The 24102-nt window shown below is 68.6% G+C and carries 21 protein-coding genes; 11 read left to right on the forward strand and 10 right to left on the reverse strand.

The annotated features are described in order from the left end of the window. Window positions 1-215: 215 nt before the first annotated feature. The gene (locus ACWDUD_RS22115; protein ID WP_450110672.1) at window positions 216-1385 is read left to right on the forward strand and encodes a kinase; all 1170 of its coding nucleotides are present in this window, start codon (window positions 216-218) and stop codon (window positions 1383-1385) included. 24 nt (window positions 1386-1409) lie between these two features. On the opposite strand, the gene ACWDUD_RS22120 is transcribed toward ACWDUD_RS22115, so the two are convergent. After that, on the reverse strand, window positions 1410-3029 hold the full coding sequence (locus ACWDUD_RS22120) for an alkaline phosphatase D family protein (RefSeq protein ID WP_450110673.1): 1620 nt from the start codon (window positions 3027-3029) through the stop codon (window positions 1410-1412). A 159-nt stretch (window positions 3030-3188) separates the two neighbouring features. Between ACWDUD_RS22120 and ACWDUD_RS22125 the strand changes: the two genes are divergently transcribed. Next, entirely contained in the window at window positions 3189-4595 is a 1407-nt protein-coding gene (locus tag ACWDUD_RS22125) for a replication-associated recombination protein A (protein ID WP_450110674.1), read from the forward strand. Here ACWDUD_RS22125 and ACWDUD_RS22130 read toward each other — a convergent pair. Further along, complete coding sequence (locus tag ACWDUD_RS22130; RefSeq protein WP_450110675.1) at window positions 4592-4729, reverse strand: hypothetical protein; 138 nt, start codon at window positions 4727-4729, stop codon at window positions 4592-4594. The genes ACWDUD_RS22125 and ACWDUD_RS22130 overlap by 4 nt on opposite strands. 315 nt (window positions 4730-5044) lie before the next feature. Here ACWDUD_RS22130 and alaS point away from each other — a divergent pair, with 315 nt between their 5' ends. The 4 genes from alaS to ACWDUD_RS22150 are packed head-to-tail and all read left to right on the forward strand — an operon-like array spanning window position 5045 to window position 10932. Next, window positions 5045-7711: an alanine--tRNA ligase gene (alaS, locus tag ACWDUD_RS22135; protein WP_450110676.1), complete on the forward strand. Its 2667-nt coding sequence runs from the start codon at window positions 5045-5047 to the stop codon at window positions 7709-7711. Window positions 7712-7713: 2 nt separating this feature from the next. Further along, window positions 7714-8235: a Holliday junction resolvase RuvX gene (gene ruvX, locus ACWDUD_RS22140; RefSeq protein WP_197255797.1), complete on the forward strand. Its 522-nt coding sequence runs from the start codon at window positions 7714-7716 to the stop codon at window positions 8233-8235. After that, window positions 8232-10109, forward strand: a complete 1878-nt coding sequence (gene mltG / locus ACWDUD_RS22145) for an endolytic transglycosylase MltG (protein WP_450110677.1) — start codon at window positions 8232-8234, stop codon at window positions 10107-10109. The genes ruvX and mltG overlap by 4 nt, the downstream gene beginning before the upstream one ends. Then, window positions 10099-10932, forward strand: a complete 834-nt coding sequence (locus tag ACWDUD_RS22150) for a shikimate dehydrogenase (protein WP_450110678.1) — start codon at window positions 10099-10101, stop codon at window positions 10930-10932. The genes mltG and ACWDUD_RS22150 overlap by 11 nt, the downstream gene beginning before the upstream one ends. 6 nt (window positions 10933-10938) lie before the next feature. Here the strand turns inward: ACWDUD_RS22150 and ACWDUD_RS22155 are convergent, their stop codons facing one another. The 4 genes from ACWDUD_RS22155 to ACWDUD_RS22170 all read right to left on the reverse strand — a co-directional run bounded on the left by ACWDUD_RS22155 (window position 10939) and on the right by ACWDUD_RS22170 (window position 14924). Then, the gene (locus tag ACWDUD_RS22155) at window positions 10939-11319 is read right to left on the reverse strand and encodes a DUF1622 domain-containing protein (protein WP_450110679.1); all 381 of its coding nucleotides are present in this window, start codon (window positions 11317-11319) and stop codon (window positions 10939-10941) included. Between the two features lie 74 nt (window positions 11320-11393). Further along, on the reverse strand, window positions 11394-13118 hold the full coding sequence (locus ACWDUD_RS22160; RefSeq protein ID WP_450110680.1) for an acyl-CoA synthetase: 1725 nt from the start codon (window positions 13116-13118) through the stop codon (window positions 11394-11396). 160 nt (window positions 13119-13278) lie between these two features. Then, window positions 13279-14067, reverse strand: coding sequence for an enoyl-CoA hydratase/isomerase family protein (locus ACWDUD_RS22165; RefSeq protein ID WP_450110681.1), 789 nt, complete (start codon window positions 14065-14067; stop codon window positions 13279-13281). A 14-nt stretch (window positions 14068-14081) separates the two neighbouring features. Further along, window positions 14082-14924 carry an enoyl-CoA hydratase/isomerase family protein gene (locus tag ACWDUD_RS22170; protein WP_450110711.1) on the reverse strand — a complete coding sequence of 281 codons (843 nt, stop codon included), beginning with the start codon at window positions 14922-14924 and terminating at the stop codon, window positions 14082-14084. 78 nt (window positions 14925-15002) lie between these two features. Between ACWDUD_RS22170 and ACWDUD_RS22175 the strand changes: the two genes are divergently transcribed. Beyond that, the gene (locus tag ACWDUD_RS22175) at window positions 15003-15683 is read left to right on the forward strand and encodes a hypothetical protein (protein WP_450110682.1); all 681 of its coding nucleotides are present in this window, start codon (window positions 15003-15005) and stop codon (window positions 15681-15683) included. Between the two features lie 77 nt (window positions 15684-15760). On the opposite strand, the gene ACWDUD_RS22180 is transcribed toward ACWDUD_RS22175, so the two are convergent. Next, complete coding sequence (locus tag ACWDUD_RS22180) at window positions 15761-16807, reverse strand: spirocyclase AveC family protein (protein ID WP_450110683.1); 1047 nt, start codon at window positions 16805-16807, stop codon at window positions 15761-15763. 70 nt (window positions 16808-16877) lie between these two features. Beyond that, window positions 16878-18347 (reverse strand): aldehyde dehydrogenase family protein, encoded by a 1470-nt coding sequence (locus ACWDUD_RS22185; protein WP_450110684.1) that lies wholly within the window; start codon window positions 18345-18347, stop codon window positions 16878-16880. A 201-nt stretch (window positions 18348-18548) separates the two neighbouring features. On the opposite strand from ACWDUD_RS22185, the gene ACWDUD_RS22190 reads away from it, so the two are divergent. Next, window positions 18549-19298 (forward strand): FadR/GntR family transcriptional regulator, encoded by a 750-nt coding sequence (locus ACWDUD_RS22190; RefSeq protein WP_248674420.1) that lies wholly within the window; start codon window positions 18549-18551, stop codon window positions 19296-19298. Between the two features lie 94 nt (window positions 19299-19392). Here ACWDUD_RS22190 and ACWDUD_RS22195 read toward each other — a convergent pair whose 3' ends face one another. Together ACWDUD_RS22195 and ACWDUD_RS22200 are read right to left on the reverse strand one after the other, a co-directional pair. Then, window positions 19393-20487, reverse strand: coding sequence for a DUF7065 domain-containing protein (locus ACWDUD_RS22195; protein ID WP_231611384.1), 1095 nt, complete (start codon window positions 20485-20487; stop codon window positions 19393-19395). A 62-nt stretch (window positions 20488-20549) separates the two neighbouring features. Continuing rightward, the gene (locus ACWDUD_RS22200; RefSeq protein ID WP_450110685.1) at window positions 20550-21230 is read right to left on the reverse strand and encodes a TetR/AcrR family transcriptional regulator C-terminal domain-containing protein; all 681 of its coding nucleotides are present in this window, start codon (window positions 21228-21230) and stop codon (window positions 20550-20552) included. A 99-nt stretch (window positions 21231-21329) separates the two neighbouring features. Between ACWDUD_RS22200 and ACWDUD_RS22205 the strand changes: the two genes are divergently transcribed. The 3 genes from ACWDUD_RS22205 to ligD all read left to right on the forward strand — a co-directional run bounded on the left by ACWDUD_RS22205 (window position 21330) and on the right by ligD (window position 24017). Beyond that, window positions 21330-21794 carry a hypothetical protein gene (locus tag ACWDUD_RS22205; RefSeq protein ID WP_197255774.1) on the forward strand — a complete coding sequence of 155 codons (465 nt, stop codon included), beginning with the start codon at window positions 21330-21332 and terminating at the stop codon, window positions 21792-21794. After that, entirely contained in the window at window positions 21791-22957 is a 1167-nt protein-coding gene (locus tag ACWDUD_RS22210) for a serine hydrolase domain-containing protein (protein WP_450110686.1), read from the forward strand. Before ACWDUD_RS22205 ends, ACWDUD_RS22210 begins: the two co-directional genes overlap by 4 nt. Before the next feature lie 91 nt (window positions 22958-23048). Next, the gene (gene ligD / locus ACWDUD_RS22215; protein ID WP_450110687.1) at window positions 23049-24017 is read left to right on the forward strand and encodes a non-homologous end-joining DNA ligase; all 969 of its coding nucleotides are present in this window, start codon (window positions 23049-23051) and stop codon (window positions 24015-24017) included. Window positions 24018-24102 lie beyond the last annotated feature (85 nt).

Below are 24102 nucleotides of genomic sequence, written 5' to 3' on the forward strand. Positions count from 1 at the left end.
GACGGGGGGTTGACGAGGTCCGCCCCCCACCCCCCACGGACCCGGGCGATCCGGACCTCGCCCGGCCGGATCCGCCGTTCCGCCCGCCGGAGCGTCGACCGTGACGGACCTGCGGAATCGTGCGTCCGTTCCGTGTCCTTCGAACCCAAGGTCCTAGTCGGATCGAGACTTCTGCAGGACCTGCCCGAGCCTCACACCAGGTAGATTGTGAGGCGATGACTGCAACATTGGCAGACCCCATTTCAGAGGTTGTTCAGGCGGCGGAGAAGCTGCTCACCCGGCGCACCGGTGCGCCGGTGACCCTCGCCGACCCCGTGGACCTGGGTGGCAGCGGCCTCTCCACCGTCCTCCGCGTGCGAGTCGCGGCCAACCCCTTCTCGCTTCCCCGGACCCTGGTCCTCAAGCAACTGCCGCGCACCCGCGGTATCGGACACGTCGACTTCCGCGGCGCCGAAACCGACGAAGAGGTCGCGTTCCTGCGTGAGGCGGTGTCCTACCAGTTCGCGACCGCCCTCGCGAAGGACAACCGGCCCGGTGCCGAACTGCTCGCCTACGATTTCGAAACCCGCCTGCTCGTTCTCAGTGACCTCGGCGACGCGACCCCGCTCGCCTCGCTGCTGCGCAGCGGCGACGCCGACACCGTCGGCAACACCCTGATGGCCCTGGCGCAGGCCCTCGGCCGCATGCACGCCGCGACCGTCGGCCGCGAAGAGGACTTCGCTGCGCTGCTGCGCCGCGCCGACATCGGCAATGCCGCGGACGTGATGGCCCAGCAGGCGGTGCAGGCCATCCGCGCGGTGCCCGACCTGCTCGCCCGCGACTTCGGGCTCACCGTCCCGCAGTCCGTGCTCGACCGTGCGGACCGGGCCGCCAACCTGTTCACCGGCGGACGGTTCCGGGCCTTCAGCCCGTCGGAGCTGTGCCCCGACAACATCGTCGTCGGCGACGACGGCGTGCAGTTCCTCGACTACGAGTGGGGCGGCTTCCGGGACGCCACCCTCGACATCGCCTACGCGCTCACCTCGTTCCCCGCCTGCCTGTGCACCGCACCGCTGACCCCCGACCGGGTCCGGGCGATGGCGGACGCGTGGCGCGCCGAGGTCGTGGCGATGTGGCCGCAGCTGGCGTTCGACGAAGTGTTCGTCACGCGTCTGCTCGACGCGCAGCTCGCCTGCGTGTGGCTGAGCACCGAGCTGTACCTCCCCGAGGACCACGCCCGGATCGCGTCGGTGCGGACACACCAGCTGTCGGTGCACCGGCTCGATGCGCTCGAGGCGCGGTGGTCGCTGCTCGCCGGTTTCGCCGCCGCTACCGGACACGACGCCGTCGCCGAGCACGCGAACGACGTGTCGGCGTGCATCCGGGGTCGTCGCGAGGACGTCTAGACAGGCACGTACGTCAGGCGCTCGTCAGCGCACGACATCGCCCAGTGGGGCCGCCGGCTCGACGCGAGCCGACCCGGCGGCCACCCGCATGCTCGCGCCGTACCGCGCAGGGGTCGCCGGATCCGCCCGATCCAGCACGTACATCCAGTCCATCTGCACGGCGTCGGGCGTGACGTCGAGGACCGCGAAACCGTGCGAGTCGAGTTCCACATAGCGCACGTGACGGTTGAGCTCGCGGATCGCCGACTCGATGCCGGGAGAGGACGTGCGCGGCGGGATGCCGAGAAGATCGTCGATGTTCTGCGAGGTCACCGACGTGACGACCAGTTCGGTCGCGACGGTGCCCGCCGCCGGATAGGCGGCCGGATCGACCGGGACGTCGCACGCCCACGACGTGTGAATGTCACCGGTGAGGAACACGACGTTGCGGCGCCCGGCCGCGGTGATCGCGTCGAGCACCCGACGGCGGTCGGCGGCGTATCCGTCCCACTGGTCCAGGTTGACGGGAACTCCGGTCGAGGGGACGCCCAGGAGCTCGGTCAACGCAGCCGTCGTGTGCGCATCGAGTGGTGGCACCAGCAGCGGTGAGAACATCACCGGATTGCCGACGAGCTGCCAGCGCGTGGGGGAGCTGGTGATCCCGGCGGTCAGCCAGGCCATCTGCTCGGCACCGGTGATCGTGCGGGCCGGGTCGTCGACCGCCCGCACGCCCGAACCGAAGTGGGCCTGCGCGGATCGGTAGCTGCGCAGATCCAGCATCGACAGCTCCGCCAGGTCACCGAACCGCAGCCGCCGATACAACCGCGGGTCCGCGCCCGAGGTCCGCACCGGCATCCATTCCAGGTACGCGCGGCGGGACGCGGCGATGCGATCGGCCCAGGAACCCTCGATCGCGGGCTCGTGGTTCTCGGCGCCGCCGGACCAGGCATTGTCCGCGGATTCGTGATCGTCCCACGTGACGATCCACGGCAGCCGCGCGTGCAGCGCCTGAACGTCCGGATCGGTCTTGTACTCGCCGTGCCGGATGCGGTAGTCGGTGAGCGTGACGGTCTCGTGCAGCGGCGCATGGCGTCGCACCGGCCCGCTGCGCGGCGCGAACTCGCCGGTCGCGTACTCGTACAGATAGTCGCCGAGGTGCACGATCGCGTCGAGATCCGTGCGGGCCGCGAGGTGCCGGTACGCGGAGAAGTAGCCGTCCTCCCAATTCGCGCACGAGACGACACCGAACCGGAGCCGATCGGGGCTGGTGTCGTCGCCGGGAGCCGTGCGGGTCCGCCCGATCGGGGAGACCGCACCGGATCCGAGCACGGTGAACCGATAGAAATAGGTGGTGTCCGGGTCGAGACCGGTCGCGTCGACCTTCACGGTGTGGTCGTCCGCCGCGGTCGCGGTGACCGTGCCGGACGCGGTCACCTCGCGGAAACTCTCGTCGGACGCGACTTCCCAGCGCACCGCGGTGTCCGGGCCCAGCCCGGAGCCGGGCGTCGCCTCGGGGGACGGGGTGACCCGGGTCCACAGGATCACCCGGTCGGGAAGCGGATCTCCGGAGGCGATGCCGTGCGCGAACGCGGCCGGGACTGCCGACGCGGGAACGGACGTCCCGAAGGCGGCGACGCCGACGGCGATCGCGCCGGAACGCAGCACGACCCGCCTGGGAACCCGCGGGCCTGGCGAAGTAGGGGGCACCGGCCGATCCGACCACACCCTCGGGTCGAGGTAAAGACCGACACACGGGTATCCCCGATGTTCACGCGCGGTGGCGGCCCGTGCCGCGTGTCCGCCGGGCCTTGTAGCGTCGTGGGCGTGAGTGATCTTTTCGGGGCGGACGATCCTGCCGCTTCTCCGGATGCCCTGTTCGAGGCGCCGACGGCGCCGGAACCGGAACCCGAGCCGTCGATCCGCCGCGCGAACCTCGGGCCCAGCGGCCCGGGCGCACCGCTCGCGGCCCGGATGCGCCCGCGCAATCTCGACGAGGTCGTCGGGCAACAGCACCTGCTCGCGCCGGGGGCGCCGCTACGACGGCTGGTGGAGGGTTCGGGCGCGGCGTCCGTCGTGCTCTACGGGCCGCCCGGCACCGGCAAGACCACGCTCGCCTCGCTGATCTCCGGGGCCACCGGCCGCAGATTCGAGGCGTTGTCCGCGCTCTCCGCCGGCGTCAAGGACGTGCGCGGCGTGATCGAACTCGCGAGGCGTCGGCTTGCCCAGGGCGAGCAGACCGTGCTGTTCATCGACGAGGTCCACCGGTTCTCGAAGACCCAGCAGGACGCCCTGCTGGCCGCCGTCGAGAACCGCATCGTGCTGCTCGTCGCGGCCACCACCGAGAACCCGTCGTTCTCTGTGGTCGCGCCGCTGCTGTCGCGGTCGCTGGTGCTGCAGTTGCAGCCGCTCTCGCCCGAGGACATCCGCGCCCTGCTCGAACGGGCCCGCACCGATCCGCGCGGGCTCGCCGACACGGTCGCGATCACCGACGATGCGCTCGATCACCTGGTGCGGCTCGCCGGCGGTGACGCTCGGCGGGCGCTGACGGCACTCGAGGCGTCGGCCGAGACGGCGGTGGATCGGGCTGCCGGCGGCGACGCGGTCATCGATCTGCCGACCGTCGAATCGAGCATCGACAAGGCCGCGGTCCGCTACGACCGCGACGGCGACCAGCACTACGACGTGGCCAGCGCCTTCATCAAGTCGCTGCGCGGCTCGGACGTCGACGCGGCACTGCACTATCTGGCGCGGATGATCGTCGCGGGGGAGGACCCCCGGTTCATCGCGCGGCGGCTGATGATCCAGGCGAGTGAAGAGGTGGGTATGGCGGATCCGACCGCCCTGCAGACCGCGGTCGCTGCCGCGCAGGTCGTGCAGCAGGTCGGAATGCCCGAGGCGCAGCTCGCCCTGGCGCAGGCCACGATCCACATCGCGACGGCACCGAAGTCTGGGGCCGTGACCGCGGCGCTCGGCGCGGCGATCGCGGATGTGAAGGCGGGCCGGGCCGGGCCGGTGCCGCCGCACCTGCGCGACGGCCACTACAAGGGGGCGCAGGGGCTGGGCAACGCGATCGGCTACCGCTATCCGCACGATCATCCCGACGGGGTCCTGGCGCAGCAGTATCCGCCGGACGAACTCGTGGGCGTGGACTACTACAAGCCCACCGCGCACGGCGCGGAACGGGAACTGGGAACGCGGGTGCCGAAGCTGCGGCGCATCGTGCGTGGCTAGAGGGCGGTCACGCCCGCGGGCCGGGCGGCGACGTCGAGCTGCGCTACGGTGTCGTTCCAGCCTGCCACGATCTCGGTGAGCCGCTGCAGTTCCTGCTCCGGGATGCGCCGGGTCGTCTCGATGTGGTCGAACAACGTGTCGAGCGAGGCGGCGAGTGCGTCCGCGAGGGTGCGGGCCCGCTCGGCGACCCCCTGTCCGTGTCACACGTGTCCGTGCCGTTCGCGTTCTGTCCAGACACTGATGCTCCAATCTTCGGCACCGAGAGTCCGTTATGTCTCTCTTGCCCGAAAGGATAGAGAGCTGGCCTCACCGTGGAAAAGGCGGTCCCGGTGAGAGGGGACCGACGCCGCCTTCGGAAGTCGCGATAAGCTGAACGATGGCCGATTCGTCGGAGTCGGCAGCCCTACCGCGGGCACACACCACACCGCCAGACCCCGAAGGACCATGACGTGCAGACCCACGAGATCCGCAGGCGCTTTCTCGACCACTTCGTGAAGGCCGGCCACACCGAAGTGCCCAGCGCCTCGCTGATCCTCGCCGACCCGAATCTGCTGTTCGTCAACGCGGGCATGGTCCCCTTCGTCCCGTACTTCCTCGGTCAGCAGACCCCGCCGTTCCCGCGGGCCACGTCGGTGCAGAAGTGTGTGCGCACCCTCGACATCGAAGAGGTGGGCATCACCACCCGCCACAACACGTTCTTCCAGATGGCGGGCAACTTCTCCTTCGGCGACTACTTCAAGCGCGAGGCGATCAAGCACGCCTGGTCGTTGCTCACCGGGTCCGTCGAGGAGGGCGGCTACGGCATCGACCCGGAGAAGCTCTGGGCCACGGTGTACCTCGACGACGACGAGGCGTTCGGTATCTGGCGCGACGAGGTCGGTGTGCCCGAGGAACGCATCCAGCGGCGCGGCATGAAGGACAACTACTGGTCCATGGGCATCCCCGGCCCGTGCGGCCCGTGCTCGGAGATCTTCTACGACCGCGGCCCGGAATACGGTGTCGAGGGCGGCCCGGAAACCGACGAGGACCGCTACATCGAGATCTGGAATCTCGTGTTCATGCAGAACGAGCGCGGCGAGGGCGGTGCCAAGGAGGACTACCCGATCCTCGGGCCGCTGCCGAAGAAGAACATCGACACCGGCATGGGCGTCGAGCGCGTCGCCTTCCTGCTGCAGGGCGTCGAGAACGTCTACGAGACCGATCTGCTCCGTCCCGTCATCGACAAGGCAGAGGAACTGACCGGCAGCCGCTACGGCGCCGAGCACGCCTCCGACGTGCGATTCCGGGTCATCGCCGACCACGCTCGTACTGCCGCGATGCTCATCGTCGACGGCGTCAACCCCGGCAACGACGGCCGCGGCTACGTGCTGCGCCGGCTGCTGCGCCGCATCGTGCGCTCGGCGCGCCTGCTCGGCGCGACCTCTCCGACGATGGCGCAGTTCATGGCTGTCGTGCGCGACACGATGGCCCCGTCCTACCCGGAGCTGGCCACCGACTTCTCGCGTATCGAAACGGTCGCGGTCGGTGAGGAGACGGCGTTCCTCAAGACCCTCGACACCGGCTCGAAGCTGTTCGAGGGTGCCGTCGATGCGGTCAAGTCCGAAGGTCGGACCGTGCTGGGCGGGGCCGAGGCGTTCACGCTGCACGACACCTACGGGTTCCCGATCGACCTGACGCTGGAGATGGCGTCCGAGGCCGGCCTGTCCGTCGACGAAGAGGGCTTCCGGTCGCTCATGGCCGAGCAGCGCCAGCGCGCCAAGGACGACGCCCGTGCCCGCAAGCACGCGCACGCCGACCTCACCGTGTACAAGGAACTGCTCGACCGCGGACCGACCGAGTTCACCGGATTCTCCGAACTGGTGTCCGAGGCGAACGTGCTCGCCGTCATCACCGGCGGCGAACGCCTCCACGCCGCGCAGGCAGGTCAGGACGTCGAGCTGATTCTCGACCGCAGCCCGCTCTACGCCGAAGCCGGCGGCCAGATCGCCGACATCGGCACCATCACCGCGACCGGACTGCGCATCAAGGTCAACGACGTGCAGAAGATCGCGAAGCAGCTGTGGGTGCACAAGGTCACGGTGCTCGAAGGTCAGGTCACCGAGGGCGACACCGTCCTCGTGCAGGTCGACCCCGATTGGCGGAAGGGTGCCACCCAGGGCCACTCCGGCACGCACCTGGTGCACGCGGCGCTGCGGCAGGTTCTCGGCCCCAACGCCGTGCAGGCCGGCTCGCTGAACAAGCCCGGCTACCTGCGCTTCGACTTCTCCTGGCCGGGCGCCCTGTCGGAGCAGCAGAAGCAGGACATCGAGGCCGTCACCAACGAGGCCGTGGTCGCGAACTTCCCGGTGAACACCTTCGTCACGGACCTGGACAAGGCCAAGAAGATGGGCGCGATGGCGCTGTTCGGCGAGAACTACGGCGACGAAGTGCGCGTCGTCGAGATCGGCGGACCGTTCTCGATGGAACTGTGCGGTGGCACCCACGTGCAGCACTCGTCGCACGTCGGCACCGTCACCCTCCTCGGGGAGCAGTCCGTCGGCTCCGGCGTCCGTCGCGTCGAGGCCTACGTCGGTCTCGATTCCTACCGGCACCTCGCGAAGGAACGCGCACTGCTCGCCGGACTGTCCTCGACCCTGAAGGTGCCGTCCGAAGAAGTGCCCGGCCGCGTCGAATCGCTCATCGAGCGTCTCAAGGTCGCCGAGAAGGAACTCGAGAAGACCCGCGCCGCCGCGGTCCTCGCGTCGGCCGGCACCTTCGCCGAGAAGGCCCAGCGGATCGGAGATGTCCTGGTCATCGCCGAAGCGGCACCCGAGGGCGTCGCGGGCAACGACCTGCGCAGCCTCGCCACGGACGTGCGTGGTCGCCTCGGCAGCGAACCCGCTGTCGTGCTGCTGCTCGGCAGCGCCGACGGCAAGGTTCCGTTCGTGGTCGCCACCACCAAGGCGGCCCAGGAGAAGGGCATCAAGGCCGGCGAGCTGGTGTCGAGCTTCGGACCGGCGATCGGCGGCCGCGGCGGCGGCAAGCCGGACATGGCCCAGGGCTCGGGTTCGGATGCCTCCGGAATCCCCGCGGCGCTCGAAGCATTCCGGGCGCGACTGCGCGAGCTGGCCGGCTGACCGTGGCGGCAGTCGCCGGCCCGGATCGCCCGGGCGACGACGACCCCGGACGCGGCCGCCGCATCGGCATCGATGTGGGCAGCGTCCGGATCGGGGTCGCCTCGAGCGACCCCGACTGCATCCTCGCGACTCCGGTGGAGACGGTCCCGCGGTCCAAGGACCGCGGGCCCGACGCGCCCGACATCCGGCGCATTATCCAAATCGTTATGGAATACGAAGCCGTTGAGGTTATCGTCGGTCTGCCGCAGACGCTGCGCGGTGAGCCCGGCAAGGCTGCGAAACTGGCGAGCGACTTCGCGCGCCGGCTTCGGCGGCAACTTCCCGACGTTCCCGTACGGATGGCCGACGAACGCTTCACCACGGTCACTGCGGCGCGAGCCCTCCGCGAAAGCGGAGTCAGCGCGCGCGGTGCACGGCCGGTCATCGACCAGGCCGCGGCCGTCGCCATCTTGCAGGGTTGGTTGGACGAGCGGAGTGCAGCTTTGAACGTGGCCGAGGACGGCGACCAGGGGGGTGGCCGGTGACCGGACGGTCCGACGACGACAACGAGGCAACACAGCAGCATTTCTTCGGTGACGGTTTCGGGGACGAACCTGTGGACGGTCGCCGGAAGGTCGGTGGCGCCTTCGACAGGATCCGCTCGGAGCCGGAGCAGGAGCTCCGACCGAAAACACGCCCCGACGACGAACCGACGACGGTTCTGCACTTCGAGGAGGGTGTGTTCGACGGCCCGCCGCCGAGCACCGGGAGCGCCGACGCTGGTTACCAGGTCGGCGCCGACGGTAGATACCAGGTCGGCGCCGCCGATGGCGGCTACGCCGCTGAGGGTGGTTACGCGTTCGGTACCTCCGACGGTGGTTATGCGGCCGGTTCGGCCGACGGTGGTTATGCGGCCGGTTCGGCCGACGCTGGCTATCAGGTCGGCACCGCCGACGGTGGCTATCAGGTCGGCACCGCCGACGGTGGCTATCAGGTCGGCACCGCCGAGGCCGACTACAGCGGTGACGGGTACGACTACGACTACAGGGGCGACGGCTACGACGACGAGTACGTCGGTGGCTACCGCTACGCCGATCGAACCGACAGCTACCCGGAAACTGGGACCTCCGGCGATCACGTCCCTTACGACGACGATCACCCATTCGCGGCGCATGAGACCGATTCCGCGCCGTGGCCCGACGCCGAGCGCGCCGAACCGGCCGCGGTGGGCGTGTCCCCGGCGCGGCGCGCACACGAACGGGAGGCCGGCGCACGGAAGAAGCGCGGGCGGGTCATCGGTTCGCTCGCCGTGGCGCTGCTGCTCGTCCTCGCCGTCGGCGGCGGCTTCTTCGTGTACAAGAAGATCGTCGGCCCCGACCTGCCCCCGGACTTCACCGGCCCCGCCGGCCCGGCCGTCATCGTGCAGGTCCGCTCGGGTGAAACCGCCGACGACATCGCCGTCGAACTCGCCGAGAAGGGCGTCGTCGCCAGCGCGTCCGCGTTCTTCAATGCTGCCGTGCAGAACACCGGGATGAACTCGCTGCAACCGGGCTTCTACGCTCTCGCGACGAACCTCCCGGCTGTCGAGGCCGTCGCCGAACTCGTCGATCCGACTTCCCGGGTCGGTGCGCTGGTCGTGTCCGAAGGCCGCCAGCTGCACGACATTCGCGACGTCAACACGGGCGCGGTCCGCAAGGGGATCTACACGCTGATCGCGGAAGCGAGTTGCTACGAGGACAGCGGAGCCTCCCACTGCCTGACCTACGACGAACTCAACCAGGCCGGGGCGAGCACCGATCTCGCCGCGCTCGGAGTTCCCGCGTGGGCACGCCAGGCGGTCACCGGTGTGCCGGACCGTGATCGGCAGCTCGAAGGGCTCATCGCGGCGGGAAGCTGGGATTTCGATCCGTCCGCCAGCGCCACCGAGGTGCTCGCCAAGCTCGTGTCGGCCAGCGCCGAGCAGTACGACCGCACGGGGATCGCCGAGGCCGCCGCCAAGGCCGGTCTGTCGCCCTACGAACTGCTGGTCGCGGCGTCCCTCGTCGAACGTGAAGCGCTCCCTCCGGATTTCACGAAGGTCGCGCGAGTGATCCTCAACCGGCTCGCGATCGACATGCCGTTGCAGTTCGACTCGACGGTCAACTACTCGCTCGACGAAACCGAACTGGCCACGACCGATGCGGACCGGGAACGGGTGACTCCGTGGAACACCTACGCGAGCCCCGGCCTGCCGGCGACGCCGATCTCGTCGCCGAGCATCGGTGCGTTGCAGGCCGTGGAGAACCCGGAGCCGGGCGACTGGATCTACTTCGTGACCATCGACGCGCAGGGCACGACCCTGTTCGCCGACAACTACGAGGAGCACCTCGTGAACACCGAACGAGCCTTGGAAAGCGGAATTCTCGACAGTGGTAGATGACAACCCGACCGGTGCGCGCAAGGCCGCGGTCCTCGGCAGCCCGATCCAGCATTCGAAGTCGCCGCTGCTGCACCTGGCCGCCTATCGGGCCTTGGGCCTGACCGACTGGACGTACGACCGGATCGAGTGCACCGGCGAGCAGCTTCCCGCATTCGTCGACTCGCTGGGCCCGGAATGGGTCGGCCTGTCGGTCACGATGCCCGGGAAGTTCGCGGCATTGGCCTACGCCGACGAACGCACCGACCGAGCGGTGACCATCGGCTCGGCGAACACCCTCGTCCGCACCCAGAGCGGTTGGCGTGCCGACTGCACCGACGTCGACGGCGTGACCGGCGCGCTCGGCACGATCGGCGTCACCGACCTCACCGGCCGTTCCGCTGTCGTCGTCGGCAACGGCGGAACGTCCCGGCCGGCCATCGTCGGACTGGCGTCCCTCGGCGTTCGGGAGATCACCGTCGTCGCCCGGTCGGAGGCTCGCGCCACCGAGACGTTCGACTGCGCCGAAGCTGTCGGGGTCACGCCGCGGTGGGTCGCATTCGACGATCCGGGCCTCGGCGACGTGTGTGCCGAGGCGGGGGCCCTGGTGTCGACCGTCCCGGCCGCGGGGGCCGCACCGTTCGCCGACGTTCTGGCGCGCGCCCCGTTCATCCTCGACGCGATCTACGACCCGTGGCCCACGCCGCTCGCGTCGGCGGCGCAGGCCCGGGGCAGCGTCGTCGTGTCCGGCTTGTACATGCTGCTGCACCAGGCGTTCGGTCAGGTCGAACAGTTCACGGGCCGTCCCGCACCGCGCGACGAGATGGCGAAGGCCGTCGGCCTGTAGGGAGTCTCACGACGATAGCGGGGTCCTCGGGCCCGCGGCATCGTCCGAGACGGGTTTCTGCCACGGCCAGCGGCCGTCGATCTCGAGTTGCAGGGACCAGCTCAGGAACGTGCGGATCAGCACGATGATCGCCAGCACCCCGACGGACGTGAACGTGGGGGTGACGGCGACGGTCTTGATGATGTCGGCCGCCACCAGGAATTCGAGACCCAGCAGGATCGACCGGCCCAGATTGCGGCGATACGCGACGTAGATCGGTGCTCGGGGTGTGCGCCGGCGGGTGTCGTACGCGATCCAGCTGGACACGAGTGCACCGACGACGATGACGGCCACCCCGACCACGTCGATGACCGAGCCGACCGTGTCCATCACCTCGGCGATGTCCATGCACACTCCCTCCGGCGCTGCCGCGTGTCCGGATCATTGTGACCACGACAGCCCGGATGTGGGCGGGAAGCGCGCTACCTCACCGACTCTCGTGCGGTGTTCGTGTCGTCGACGGTGCGCGCATCGTCCGCCACCGCCTGTGCGCGCGCCCACCGGTAGTCGGCCTTCCCGGCCGGGCTGCGGGCGATCTCGGAACGGAACACGACGGCCTTCGGCAACTTGTACCGGGCGATCGACCGCGCGGCGTGCTCGATGACGCCGGCGGCGTCGAGTTCGGCGTCCTCGGCGGGTACGACGATCGCGACCACCTCTTGTCCCCACCGTTCACTCGGGCGCGCCGCGACCACGACGTCGACGACGTCGGGATGGGAGACGATCGCGAGTTCGACCTCCTCGGCGAAGATCTTCTCCCCGCCGGAGTTGATGGTCGCCGAGTCGCGGCCGAGTAGTTCGATGCTGCCGTCCGCCAGGTGACGGGCACGATCACCCGGCAGGGCGTACCGGATCGACCCGATGACGGGGAAGGTCGCCGCCGTCTTGGCGGCATCGCCCTTGTAACCCAGCGGTGCGAACCCCCGCTGCGCGAGCCAGCCGATGCCGTCGTGGCCGGGCTCGAGGACACCGTCGAGATCCTCGGCGACGACGCAGGTGTCGGGGCCGCCGCGGAACGTGCCCGTCGCCACGGCACCGGTCATGGACGTGTGCTGCATCTGCGCGCCGGTTTCGGACGACCCGACGCCGTCGAGCACCACGACGCCCGGCATCGCCGCGATGAGACGTTCCTTGGCGGTCGGACTCAGCACCGCGCCCCCGTTCCCGACGAGGACCAGCGACGACACGTCGGCGTCGCCGTCCTCGATCGCGGCGGCGAGCGGTCGTGCCATCGCGTCGCCGACCACGGTCACGACGGCGACCTTCTCCCGTTCGATCGTGCGGACCACCTCGGGACCGTCCAGATGATCCGGCACCGTCGAGAAGATCACCGTCTGTCCGGTGAGGGCCGCGGTCAACGCGGCCCACTGCGCGGCCCCGTGCATCAGCGGCGGCAGGATCATCATCCGCAGCCCCGGATTCGCGACCGCGTTCGCGGCGATGCGCTCGTAGGAGTCGACGAGTTCTCCGTTGTAGATGTTCCTGCCGCCGCAGCCGGCCATGAGGATGTCGTGCTGACGCCACAGCACACCCTTGGGCATGCCGGTCGTGCCGCCGGTGTAGAGGACGTACAGGTCGTCGGGGGTGGATCGTATCGGCAGCGGTTCGGGGGAACTTTCGGCAAGCACGGTCTCGTAGTCGACGGCGCCGTCGAGCAGTTCGTTGCCCGAGCCGTCGGCGATCTGGATCAACACGCGCAGCGACGGCAGGCTCGACCGCACCGCCGCGACCGTCGGGGCGAACGCCGCGTGATAGAGCAACGCCGTCGCCTCCGAGTTGGCGAGAAGCTGAGCGAGTTCGCTGCCGGTGTAGCGATAGTTGACGTTGAACGGCGCGACCCGGGCGCGGAACGCGCCGAGCAGTCCCTCGATGTACTCGTTGCCGTTGTAGGCCAGACATCCCAACAGATCCTGCCCGACCTCGTGCGGGGCGAGGTCGGCGCGCTCGGTGTGACAGCCGAGTCCCTGCGAATGCAGGAACGACGCGAAGCGTCGGGCGCGCTCGTCGACCTGTGCGAAGGTGAACCTGCGGTCGCCCTGCACGATCATCTCGCGGTCGGGTATCGCGGCGGCGACGATGCTCGCCGCTCGATCGAGGGTGAATTCGACTGGTGTCGAGTCCGATTCGGTCCCGTTCGTGTGTGGCACTGCAACTCCTCGGATGGATGCCGGCGAATGCGCTACAGCAGCGTGGTGCCCGATGCTGCGGTCCCCCCGAACGGCGAACCGTCGGTCGTACAGTTCCTCGGACGATACCGCAGGCACGGGTCGTCGATATGTGGATTCGCGCAGGTGACGACCGTGTTCATCAGCGGATCCGCGGTGCCCGGCCGTCGCCGTCCGGGGTCTCCGCGAGCTGGGCTCTGCCGAGCGGGTTGCCGAGGCGGGTGTAGATCAGGCCGTGGTCGAGGGCGGCGCGATAGGGCTTGTCCAGCGATTCCCAGATGGCCTTGACGGTGCCCTGCGTCGCCGCGGGCGGATTCGCGGCGATGGTGGCCGCGATCGCGTGGGCCCGCTGCCACAGGCATTCCGGCGCAACCACTTCCGAAACCAGCCCGATCCGCAGTGCAGTGTCGGCTCCGACGCGTTCGGCGTTGCCCGTCAACGCGATCCGCAGTGTCTCACCGAGACCCACGCGCCGCATCAGTCCGATCGGCTCGAGCGCCGACACCAGGCCGGTCGAGACGTGCGAATCGAAGAAGGTGGCGTCCGACGAGCAGATCACCACGTCGGATTCGTTGACGAAGTAGAACCCGCCGGCGGTGCACATGCCCTGCACCGCGCACACGACCGGTTTCCACATCTTCTGCCACTTGGGGCTGAGCAGCTCACCCGGATCCTCGTGGTGCCACACGCTGTTCGGCTGCCCGTAGCTCGATTTGATGTCGAGTCCGGCGCTGAACGCCCGGGTGCCGGCCGCTCGCAGCACGATCGCATGGACGTCGTCGTCCAACTTGACCAGGCGCCACGCCCGCGCCATCTCCTCGCGCATCCGCCGATCGAACGCGTTGAGACGTTCGGGCCGGTTCAGGGTGATCGTCGCGACCTTGTCCTCGGGTGCGACGTCGAGCTGGATGGTCTCGAATGCGGTGCCCACGGCTGCCCCCTGCCTCATCGACCCTCGAACTCCGGGTTGCGCCGCTGCCGGAACGCGGCAAGGCCTTCCTTGAAATCGCTTGTTCGGCAAGCCAACTCCAGGTCGAACAGCTCCTGGTTCATCGACTCGGTGAGTGTCGCGTGCTGAGCGTGCGTCAGTGCCTGTTTCGTCAGGCCCAGTGCGACGGTCGGCCCGGAGGCGAGGCGGTCCAGCAGTTCGCCCGCCGCGGTGTCGAGATCGCCCGCCGGAACCGCGTCGTGGATCAGGCCCCAATCGGCGGCGGTACCGCCCGGGACCTTCTCGCCGAGCAGCAGCATGCGACGGGCCCGGGCGATCCCGACGAGCCGGGGCAGCAGCCAGGTCGCCCCGGAGTCCGTGCTGAAGCCGCGTGCGACGAACGGCTCCCAGAACACGGCATCGTCGGCCGCGACGGTGAAATCGGCGGCGAGCGCCAGGTTGCAGCCCAGGCCGGCGGCCCAGCCCCGGACGCTGCACACGACCGGGAGGTGGACGGTGTGCACGAGTTCGATCACGCGGTGCGCGGCGTGGGGGATACGTCGAACCAAATCGCCTGCGCGCGGGCGCGTTCCGTCAGTGTTGCGGGAAACCCAGTCGACGCCGGCGCAGAAGTCGTCGCCGGCCCCGCGGAGGTGGATCGCGCGCAACGTATCGTCCGAGGCGGCGTGCGTGAGCTGATCGACGAGGGAATCGATCATGTTCTGGCTCAGCGAATTTCGACGGTCGGTGCGATCCAGCGTGAGGTGCAGGACGGCATCCTCGCGGTGCGCGGTCACGGCACCACCGGTGCCGGGCCAGGCATCTCGGTTCGCTGTGGTCACATCCGCTCCCGGATTGATACTGTTTGTATTACGGTAATTGATACCGTTACTCCGTCCGAAGATAACAGGGGGGCGGGGTCGGAGGGAAGGAAATTCATGGGCGAGCACCAGGGTCGGGTCGTGGAGGCCGGACGGATCTCCTATGGGGCGCAACCCCTGCCGCAGCAGCTCGCGGTCGCGCCCGCGCTGCGCCGTCTCGTCGGGCTCGTGATGTCGCTCGAGGATCCGCACCCGGTCCTGGACGAGATGGCCGCGCGACTCGCCGACTGGGAGCGCGACCTCGCATCCGTGGCGCCCCCGGACCAGCGGCCGCGAATCGGTCCGGACGCCGACGATGCCCGCCGCGTCTACGTCGACCACGCGTACGACATCGGTGCATTCAACCCGTGCTTTCCCGAGTACGTCTTCGACCGGCTCGACGCGGACCATGCCGAGGGCCGTGTCACCTTCCCGCTGGCTTTCGAGGGTCCGCCCGGCCTGGTCCACGGGGGATTTCTCGGGGTGTTCTTCGACTCCGTCACCCAGCACCAGAGTTGCGCGGTCGGTGTTTCGGGCAAGACGCGATCGCTGACGGTGACCTACCGGCGGCCCACGCCGCTGGCGACGGAACTGCAATTCACCATCGACCGCACGGTGGGAGAGCGCGGCATCGACTCCACGGCGCGGCTACTGCTCGACGGTGACGTGCTGTGCACGGGCGTCGTCAACACCGTTGCCGCCGACGTCGGAACACTTGCCGGGACGCGGTACGGCACGCGACGGAACGCGACCGGGTAGGGATTCGTCAGAGGCGGCGACGGCCGGGGTGCACTGCACCCCGGCCGTCGTGCCGTCCATCCCTGTTGCGTGCGTGCTCACCTGGGAGGCGGGCAGGGCGGGTTGCCGGGAACGCCACACATCTCCACGTGGAGATAGCTCGGTACCGACGGCGGAGTGATGTCGGCGTGCTGGTTGACCAGGTTGTAGCCGAGGTTGAACACCAGCATGATCGCGTTGATCACCGCGGTCAGCGCGAGGATGCGGATGATGCTCACGCCCCGCTTGGTCCGGAGCCGCTCGATCCCGGCGTCGGAGATGAGTCCGCCGTCCTTGCGCCGGAAGATGTAGATGCAGATCGAGAGCACCATCACGATCGAGCCGAACACGACGTTCTCGTAGAGGGGGAACTGGTTGATGGTGCCGGTGAAGAGCGACCACGTCTCGTTGACCCGGAAGTACGTCCACAACCCCTGGCGCTGCAGCAGTTGCTCGCCGACGGTGTCCAGGACGAGGAACAGCAGCAGCAACCCGGCGACGATGCCGGCCTTGTTCAGCCGGGGCCACCGTTTGCGGGCACGCTCGACCAGTGCGTTGATCCCGAGGACGGCCAGCGGGAAGAACAGGAAGTAGTCCCCGAGTGTGTACAGGATCGGTGCCGGGGTCTCCGGGCCCTTGCTCACCCAGCCGGGTACGAACTCGGCCCAGGTACCCATCTGGAAGAACTCCGTGTTGTAGCCGAACACCGGGCGGACCGCGTTGACGCCGACGTCCTGCCAGGCGGCCAGCAGCCACGCGACCAGGAACACCCCGATGGTGGGGAACCGGCCTTCCCTGCGGGTCTTGCGGACCAGCCAGACGATCGAGGCGATGGTGCCGACGACGCAGATCCCCTCGGCGATCTTGATGATCCAGACGGTGTGTGTCGGCACCGGATCGGCACCCGGCGGCGTCGGCGTGAACCCGTCGGAGAGTATCCACCGGATGTAGATGACGGCCTGGAGCGCGACGATCAGTGCGCCCACCCGGGCCAGCCAGACGATCGGGGGAGAATCGCGCCCCACGGGGCTGCTCTCGAGCGCGGTCGTCGCGGCGGGTGCTTCGACCGTGTCCTCGCTCGTCGTCTTGCCTGTCGAATTCACCATCGTGCTGGTTTCCCTCCTGTACGAGTGGGGTGAGGGGGCGCCGTGGCGTCGGCGCGCTCGACGGTGATGGTCATCGCGCGGCCGGCCACTGGATTGTCTTGTGCTGCAAGAATTCCGAGAGTCCCGCCGCGCCGAACTCGCGGCCGATGCCGCTGCGCTTGTACCCGCCGAACGGCCCGTCGGGACTCAGTCCGCCACCACCGCCGTTGACGACGACCATGCCGGTACGCAGCCGACGCGCGATGCCGTGAGCGCGGAGCGGGTCGGACGACCACACCCCGCCCGCCAAACCGAAGGGGCTGTCGTTGGCGATTCGGACCGCGTCCTCGTCGTCCCGGATGGGGATGACCACACCCACAGGACCGAAGACCTCGGTCTGCGCGATGCGCATCGAGTTGTCGACGCCGACGAACAGGGTGGGCTCGACGAAGAAGCCCTTGTCCAATCCCGCCGGACGGCCACCGCCGTAGGCGATTTCCGCACCCTCGTCCTGGCCGACCCGGATCAACTCCTCCACACGCCGGCGCTGTGTCTCCCGGATCAGCGGGCCCATCGTCACCGCAGGATCGGCCGGGTCGCCGACCGTGACGTAGTCGAGTGCCGTCTTGACCCTGGCGACGAGTTCGTCGTGGAGGGACTCGTGGACCAGGATCCGTGTCAGCAGGGCGCAGCCCTGTCCTGCATGCGTGATGAAGCCGCCGAGCACGCTCTGCATCACGTCGTCGAGGTCGGCGTCGTCGAGGAGGATGTTCGCGGACTTGCCACCGAGTTCGAGGACGACCTTCTTCAAGCTCTGGGCGCTCTGCCCGTAGACCTTGGTGCCCACGGTGTCGCTGCCGGTGAAGCTGACGATGTCGACACCGGGATTTGTGGTCAGTGCCGCGCCCGCCTCGACGTCGCCGGTGATGATGTTCAGCACGCCGTCGGGAAGACCCGCGGCCTCGGCGACCTCTCCGAAGACGAGTGCTTCGAAGGGGGTGTACGGCGAGCACTTGAGCACTGCGGTGCATCCGGCTGCGAGTGCCGGGGCCACCTTGAAGACGTTGAGGAAGAACGGGAAGTTGAAGGGCGTGATCAGGGCGGCGACGCCGTACGGTTCCCGGACCACCGTGCCCTGCCCGATGCCGTTGCCGACTATCGGCGGCATCGGAGTCTCGAACGGGAAGGCGCCGATCACGCGGTCGACGAGGTCGGCGAAGTGGTCGATCGGTGTGCCGACCTGGATGAACTCGGCGAGCGTGCGGGTCGATCCCGCTTCGGCGATGCTGAGGTCGACGAGTTCGGCGCGTCGGCGCTGGAGCTCGTCGACCATCCGCCGGAGGACCGTGGCCCGTTCACGCGGGCTCATCTGCGGCCACGGTCCCTCGTCGAAGGCGGTCCGCGCCGCGCGGACCGCGTCGTCGACGTCGGCGGCCGTGGCCTGGGGCACGGTGCCGATCACTGCCTCGGTCGCGGGATTGACGACCGTGAGCGTTTCCGTGCCCCGGCCGTCGACCCATTTGCCCCCGATGTAGAGCTGCCCTGCTCGCTCACTCGCCATGCGCGCACCCCCGCAATCTTGCAATTGAGTTATCTGATTCAACCGTACAATGGTGCAGTTGAATCGAGTGCCGAAACGGCGAAGTGAAGTGACGTCCGTCGGTGTTAGGCTGATCCGGCTTGCTGGTCAGGGAATTCGGAAGGCGTAGAGAAATTGTCGAACCGCTCCGTCGATGAGAACGAACTTCCCCACCGGATCCAGGTGCCGAAGACCGCAGAGGTGATCGCCCAGCAGCTTCGTAGCCAGATCGTGCGCGGCATCCTCAAGCCGGGGGACACGCTTCCGCCCGAAACCGTGTTGGGGCAGCGGTTCGACGTCTCCCGTCCCACCTTGCGCGAGGCGTTCCGGATCCTGGAGAACGAGTCGCTGATCGTGGTGCGGCGCGGTTCGCGCGGTGGCGTGCAGGTCATGTCCCCGGACGTCGCGGTGGCCGCGCGGTACGTCGGGTTGCTGTTGCAGATCGAGAGCACGACGCTGGCCGACCTCTACGAGGCGCGCACCGTGCTCGAGCCCGCTGCTGTGCGAATGCTGGCGACCCGGCGCAGCGAGGAGGACATCAAGGACCTCACCGCGGTCATCGACAAGCTCGCGATCCTGGTCGACGCGGGCACGGAAGGGGCCGACTTCGACGAGTGGTCCGCGACGGCGTTCCGCTTCCACGACCTCATCCTCGAGCGTGCCGGCAACCGGACGCTCGGGCTGCTGGGTCGGATCATCGGTGACGTGGTCTCGACCCACATGTCACGGGTGGTGTCCCGCACGACCGACACGACCGAGGTCGAGGTTCAGTTCAAGCGCACCATCCGGGCGTTCCGCAAGACTGTCAAACTCGTCGAGGCGGGCGATGCCGATGCGGCGGAACAGCATTGGCAGCGACATATGGCCACGTCCGCCAAGAAGATGCTCTGGGGCCGGTTCGCTTCGGAGTCGGTCGTCGACCTCTTCAACTGACGTCCGAGTCCGGCCGTACACGGAACTTCGTGTAGGAGTGCGGCTTTCGTATCGTCGGTGTGATCGTCCCGACGCCGGGACGCGAACTCCTCGCTCACGCCTCCTGGCTTCGGATCGCGCGCAGGGCGTTCATCAACTTCGTCCAGTGGGACCGAGTCCAGCCGTCCTGGTCTTCACCCCAGCCGATCTCGCCGTCGAACTCCCATCGCATGAGCGCGTTGCTGCCTCGTCCGCCCTCGCACATGTGGGCCACGGAGAAGCCTTCGGCGGTCATGGTGCGTCCGGTGAGATCCGTCAGGTCGACCTCCATGTGCGCGCTCCAGCCGGTGCGAGGATCACGGAAGTTGCGCATCCGCGACGCCGTCTTGTCGAGACGCTCGAACCGGCCGTCCCGCAACAGCCATCCGTGGTTGAGGGGTGACCAGCCCGCCGCGTCCCCGTCCTGGGGGCGGACGAAGCCGAGGAACCCGGTGTTCGGTCCGGAGTGCCCGAAGATGTACTGGATCCGGCCGCGTCCGCGTTCGCGTTCGATCTCCCGCCATCGGGGACCACCCGGATGCAGCACCCGGTGCTCTCCGCGCTGGTAGGCCGGTTTAGGGCTCCGCATGTGGTGACCACCGCGGGGACCCCACGTGCGGTCCCTGATCGAGTAGGAGTCGATGGTGATCGACTCGCCGCGCAGCACCAGCTCGCCGACCTGGTGCCCCAGTTGGTCCAGGTGCGGGCTGTACATCGCGGGTGGCTCGCCCGGGGTGAACCGGCGGGGCGGGTGGACGGCCCGGTGCTCGAACGCGACGGCGAAACCGTTGTCCGGATCGGAATACCCGAGCTCGTAGCGCTTCAGCGGTTCGACCATCTTCACCGAGAAACCCCCGCCCGGGAACGTGATGTCCCGCAGGTCGGGATGCTCCGGCATGGGCTGATCGACGCCGGTGCGGTAGTAGGCGAGGCGACCGAGGTCGGCGCCGCTGGGGTCCCACACGAACACGCGCCAGGTGACCACTCCGCGGTTGACGTCGAACCGCGCGTGCAGCCACCCGCCGATGTGGCGTTCGGGGATGTTGAAGGACCACCAGTTGGTTTCGACCCAGTACGGATCGTCGTTCGGCGGCTGGTGATACATGTCGTCGTCGGGCGTGAAGGGGGTGTCGGCGGTGATCTCGCCCGGGCTCGGGACATCGTCGTTCACCTGGCCGACCGTAGCAGCGAGCCGACTGATTCGGAGCATTTTCGGGCTCCAAATCAGATAACTTATTGCACTGCTGATTTCGGGTGCGGAGTCGGCCGCGCGGCGGCGAACCCGGTGATCAATGCGTCGACGGCGGCGTCGAATCGAGCTGTCGGCCCACGTCCGGCACTGTCCCTGGCGGCGGCGGTCAGGAGCGGATAGTCCTCGGGCGACAGTTCGGCGAGGCGGCTGGTCTGGCCTTCCTCACCGTGCGGCTGCGGGGAATCGGACCCGGCGCGGACGGCACCGTGGACCACGATCAGGGAATTGAGTGCGTACAGCAGGTCCAGCGCGGTGCACGGATCGAATCCCGCCCGGGTCAGAACCTGCAGCAGCGTCTCCATCACCCGATGGTTTCCGGCCGTGGTGCCGGGCCGAGACAGCATGAGCGGGACCAGGTTCGGGTGGGCTGCGAGAGTGTCCAACCCGGACCGGGCATAGCGACGCAGTCCGTCCTTCCAGTCCGTATCGGTCCCGATCGGCAGCTCCGCCGCGGACACGAGCCGTTCGACGATGCCGTCCAGCAGTGCAGCCTTGTTCGGGAAGTAGTGGTACAGCGTCATCGCCTCGACCTCGAGTGTGGCGCCGAGGCGTCGCATCGACAGTGCCGCGAGTCCCTGCGAGTCGGCCAAGTCGATGGCGGCGTCCAGGATGACCTGTGGATTCAGGCCCGCATGCTGTCCGTGGGGGCGGTGACCGGGCATTGCGGCTCCTCGATCCGTTGACATGTTTTACGGCGTAAGTTTACCGTGGAAGCAGTAAGACTTACGGCGTAAGACTTTGCATCCAGAGAGCCCACGGTCATGAACACGACACGCATTTCCCGCTCCTCGACAGTGGCCCTGCTCGTCGGGTGCGTCCTCACGGTCGTCTCCGCGATCGCCGTCTACGGCGGCCAGACGAACTCCGGCATCCTCACCGCACACGTCCGCGCGGGCTACCCGTCCTTCACCCAGGACCGCATCGATGCGGCCACCGACATCTACCTGACCTACCTGATCGTTCTGGGTGTCCTCGGCACCCTGGGCTGGCTCACCACCCTCTGGGTGGCACGCCGGAACGCATCGTGGGCGCGACTGCTCGCCACCGGCCTGTGGATCGTCGCCACCGGTATCGCCCTGTTGGACCTGACCGTCCGGGACACCTCCGGCGACACCGCGCTGCCCGCCATCGTCGGGTGGACGGGACTGGCGCCGTGCGTGGCCGGACTCGTCGCGGTCGTCCTGCTGTGGCGCCGCACCTCCGAACGGAAGGAGACACTCCGATGACCGACCTCGTCCGAACCGGCGCCCTGGAAACCACTGTTCTGGAAGCCGCGGCCGGCGACGTCCACGCTGCAGGCATCCCGGGGATCTTCGCCGAAGTCCGTGTGCGTGACGATGTGTGGCGCGGCGCCGCAGGCGTCGCCGATCTCGTCACGCGCGCACCCGTGAACCCCGGGATGCGTCACCGCGTGGGCAGCATCTCCAAGACCTTCGTCGCGGCCGCCGTTCTGCAACTCGTGGAGCGGCGTGCCGTCGATCTCGACGCACCGATCCGCCGGTATCTGCCGAACCTCGTCCCCGGCGGCCGCGGTGATGCCATCACCGTGCGGATGCTGCTGAACCACACCAGCGGTCTCGCCGACTACCTGCCGACGGCCTATCCGTCGCTGGCCGCGTTCCCGGTGGTGGCCGACACCTCACCGCGCAGCCTCGACGACAATCGATTCACACGATTCGACCCGCTGGACCTGATCGAGATGGGCGTCCGCGCGTCGACGGCCGCCGCTCCCGGTACGTCACCAGGCCGATATTCCAACACCAACTACCTTCTGTTGTGCCAACTCATCGAGTTGATCACCGGTGTATCCGCCGAACAGCACATCGACGACGCCCTCATCGCCCGGGCGGGCTTGGCGGACACCGGATTCCCGTCCGGTCCCGAAGTCGACGGCCCGCATTCGCGGTTGTACGAGTCGTGGTTCGGCATGAACCCGCCGCTGAGCGACTACAGCGTCTTCGACATGTCCTGGGTCGGGCCGGCCGCATCGTTGATCTCCACCACTGCCGATCTCAACCGGTTCTTCGCCGCCCTGCTGGCCGGCGACATCCTCGGCCCGGCCATGCTGACGCAGATGCAGCAGACCGTGCCTGTCGTCTCGTTCGAAGGCACGATCGTCGACTACGGGCTCGGCCTGCACCGCAAGGAGGTTCCCGGTCAGGGGACGTTCTGGGGTCACGACGGTTCCGTGTGGGGTGGCGGCGCGATCACGATGACGCGGGCCGATGGGAGGAGACAGATGACGGTGGCGATCAACCGGCAGCGCTGGAACGAACTCGACGCCTCCGGCAGGCCCACACCGCATCCCATCGATGGAGCGCTCGACGCGTTCCACCGCGTGGCCTTCGGCGCGCAGGCGTCGAAGTGGAACGTCGAGCCTCCCCGCTGATCGGACGAACTCGGCAACTCCTCCGCGATGAGGACCGGAGGCGGTACGCGGTTCGGCAATGCCGTTCGGCCTGATGCAGCAGACTCGGGTCATGGCCTCTGTCTCCCCTCGGCTGTCCCCGATGTTGGCGACCCTCGGTGAAGCACCGAGCGGCAATCGGGTGTTCGAGATGAAGTGGGACGGCCAACGCGCCCTGATCAATGTCGAGGGCGGACAGTGCCGGTTGACCAGCCGCGCCGGCAACGACATCAGTCGCACCTTTCCCGAGCTCCCGGATCCGGTGCTCACCGCGGTCGGGGGCAGGGACTGCGTCCTCGACGGGGAAATCGTCGCCCTCGACAGCGATGGGCGGCCGTCTTTCGCTCGGCTGCAACGCCGGATGCATGTCCAGCGCCCCACCGAACAGCTGCGCGCTGATGTGCCGGTCATGGTGTACCTGTTCGACGTGCTCGCCGTCGACAGCGACTCCACAATCGATCTGCCCTATCTCGAACGGCGGGCCGTGCTCGACGACCTGATCACCCCCAGTGCACGGGTGCAGCTGTCGCCCTATTGGAGCGACGTCGACGCCGCGACCATGCTCGAGGTGGCGCGGGAGAACGGTCTCGAAGGCATCGTCGCCAAAGACCCCGACAGCCCGTATCTGCCGGGCACCCGCGCGTCGAGCTGGATCAAGATTCCGCTGCGCCGCACTACCGAGGGGGTGGTCGTCGGTTGGATCCCCGGAGCGGGCAAAGCGGCCGGAGGTATCGGCTCGCTGCTGCTCGGGGCGCACGACGACGAGGGTCGGTTGGTGTTCATCGGTCGCGTCGGCACCGGGTTCGCTGCCGCGACCCGCCGGGAGTTGCGGTCCCGGTTGCGGCCGTTGGAGCGATCCACCAGCCCGCTGTCCGTCGCACCGCCGAAGCGGGAGACTCACGGAGTCCATTGGGTGGAGCCGACGTTGGTGGGGGAGGTCGAGTACCGGGAGTACGCGGGCGGGAGCCTGCGGCATCCGAGCTGGCGGGGACTACGCGCCGACAAGACGGTCGACGAGGTCGACCTGCCCGGCCGACACTGACGCCGGCGGCGTTCGTTCCTCGGTCCCGGCGCATCGCCACGGCGCCGATCCGGACCCGAATCCAGGGGTGTTCCGGTGTCGAAGC

It is taken from the genome of Rhodococcus sp. NPDC003382 (assembly GCF_053589135.1).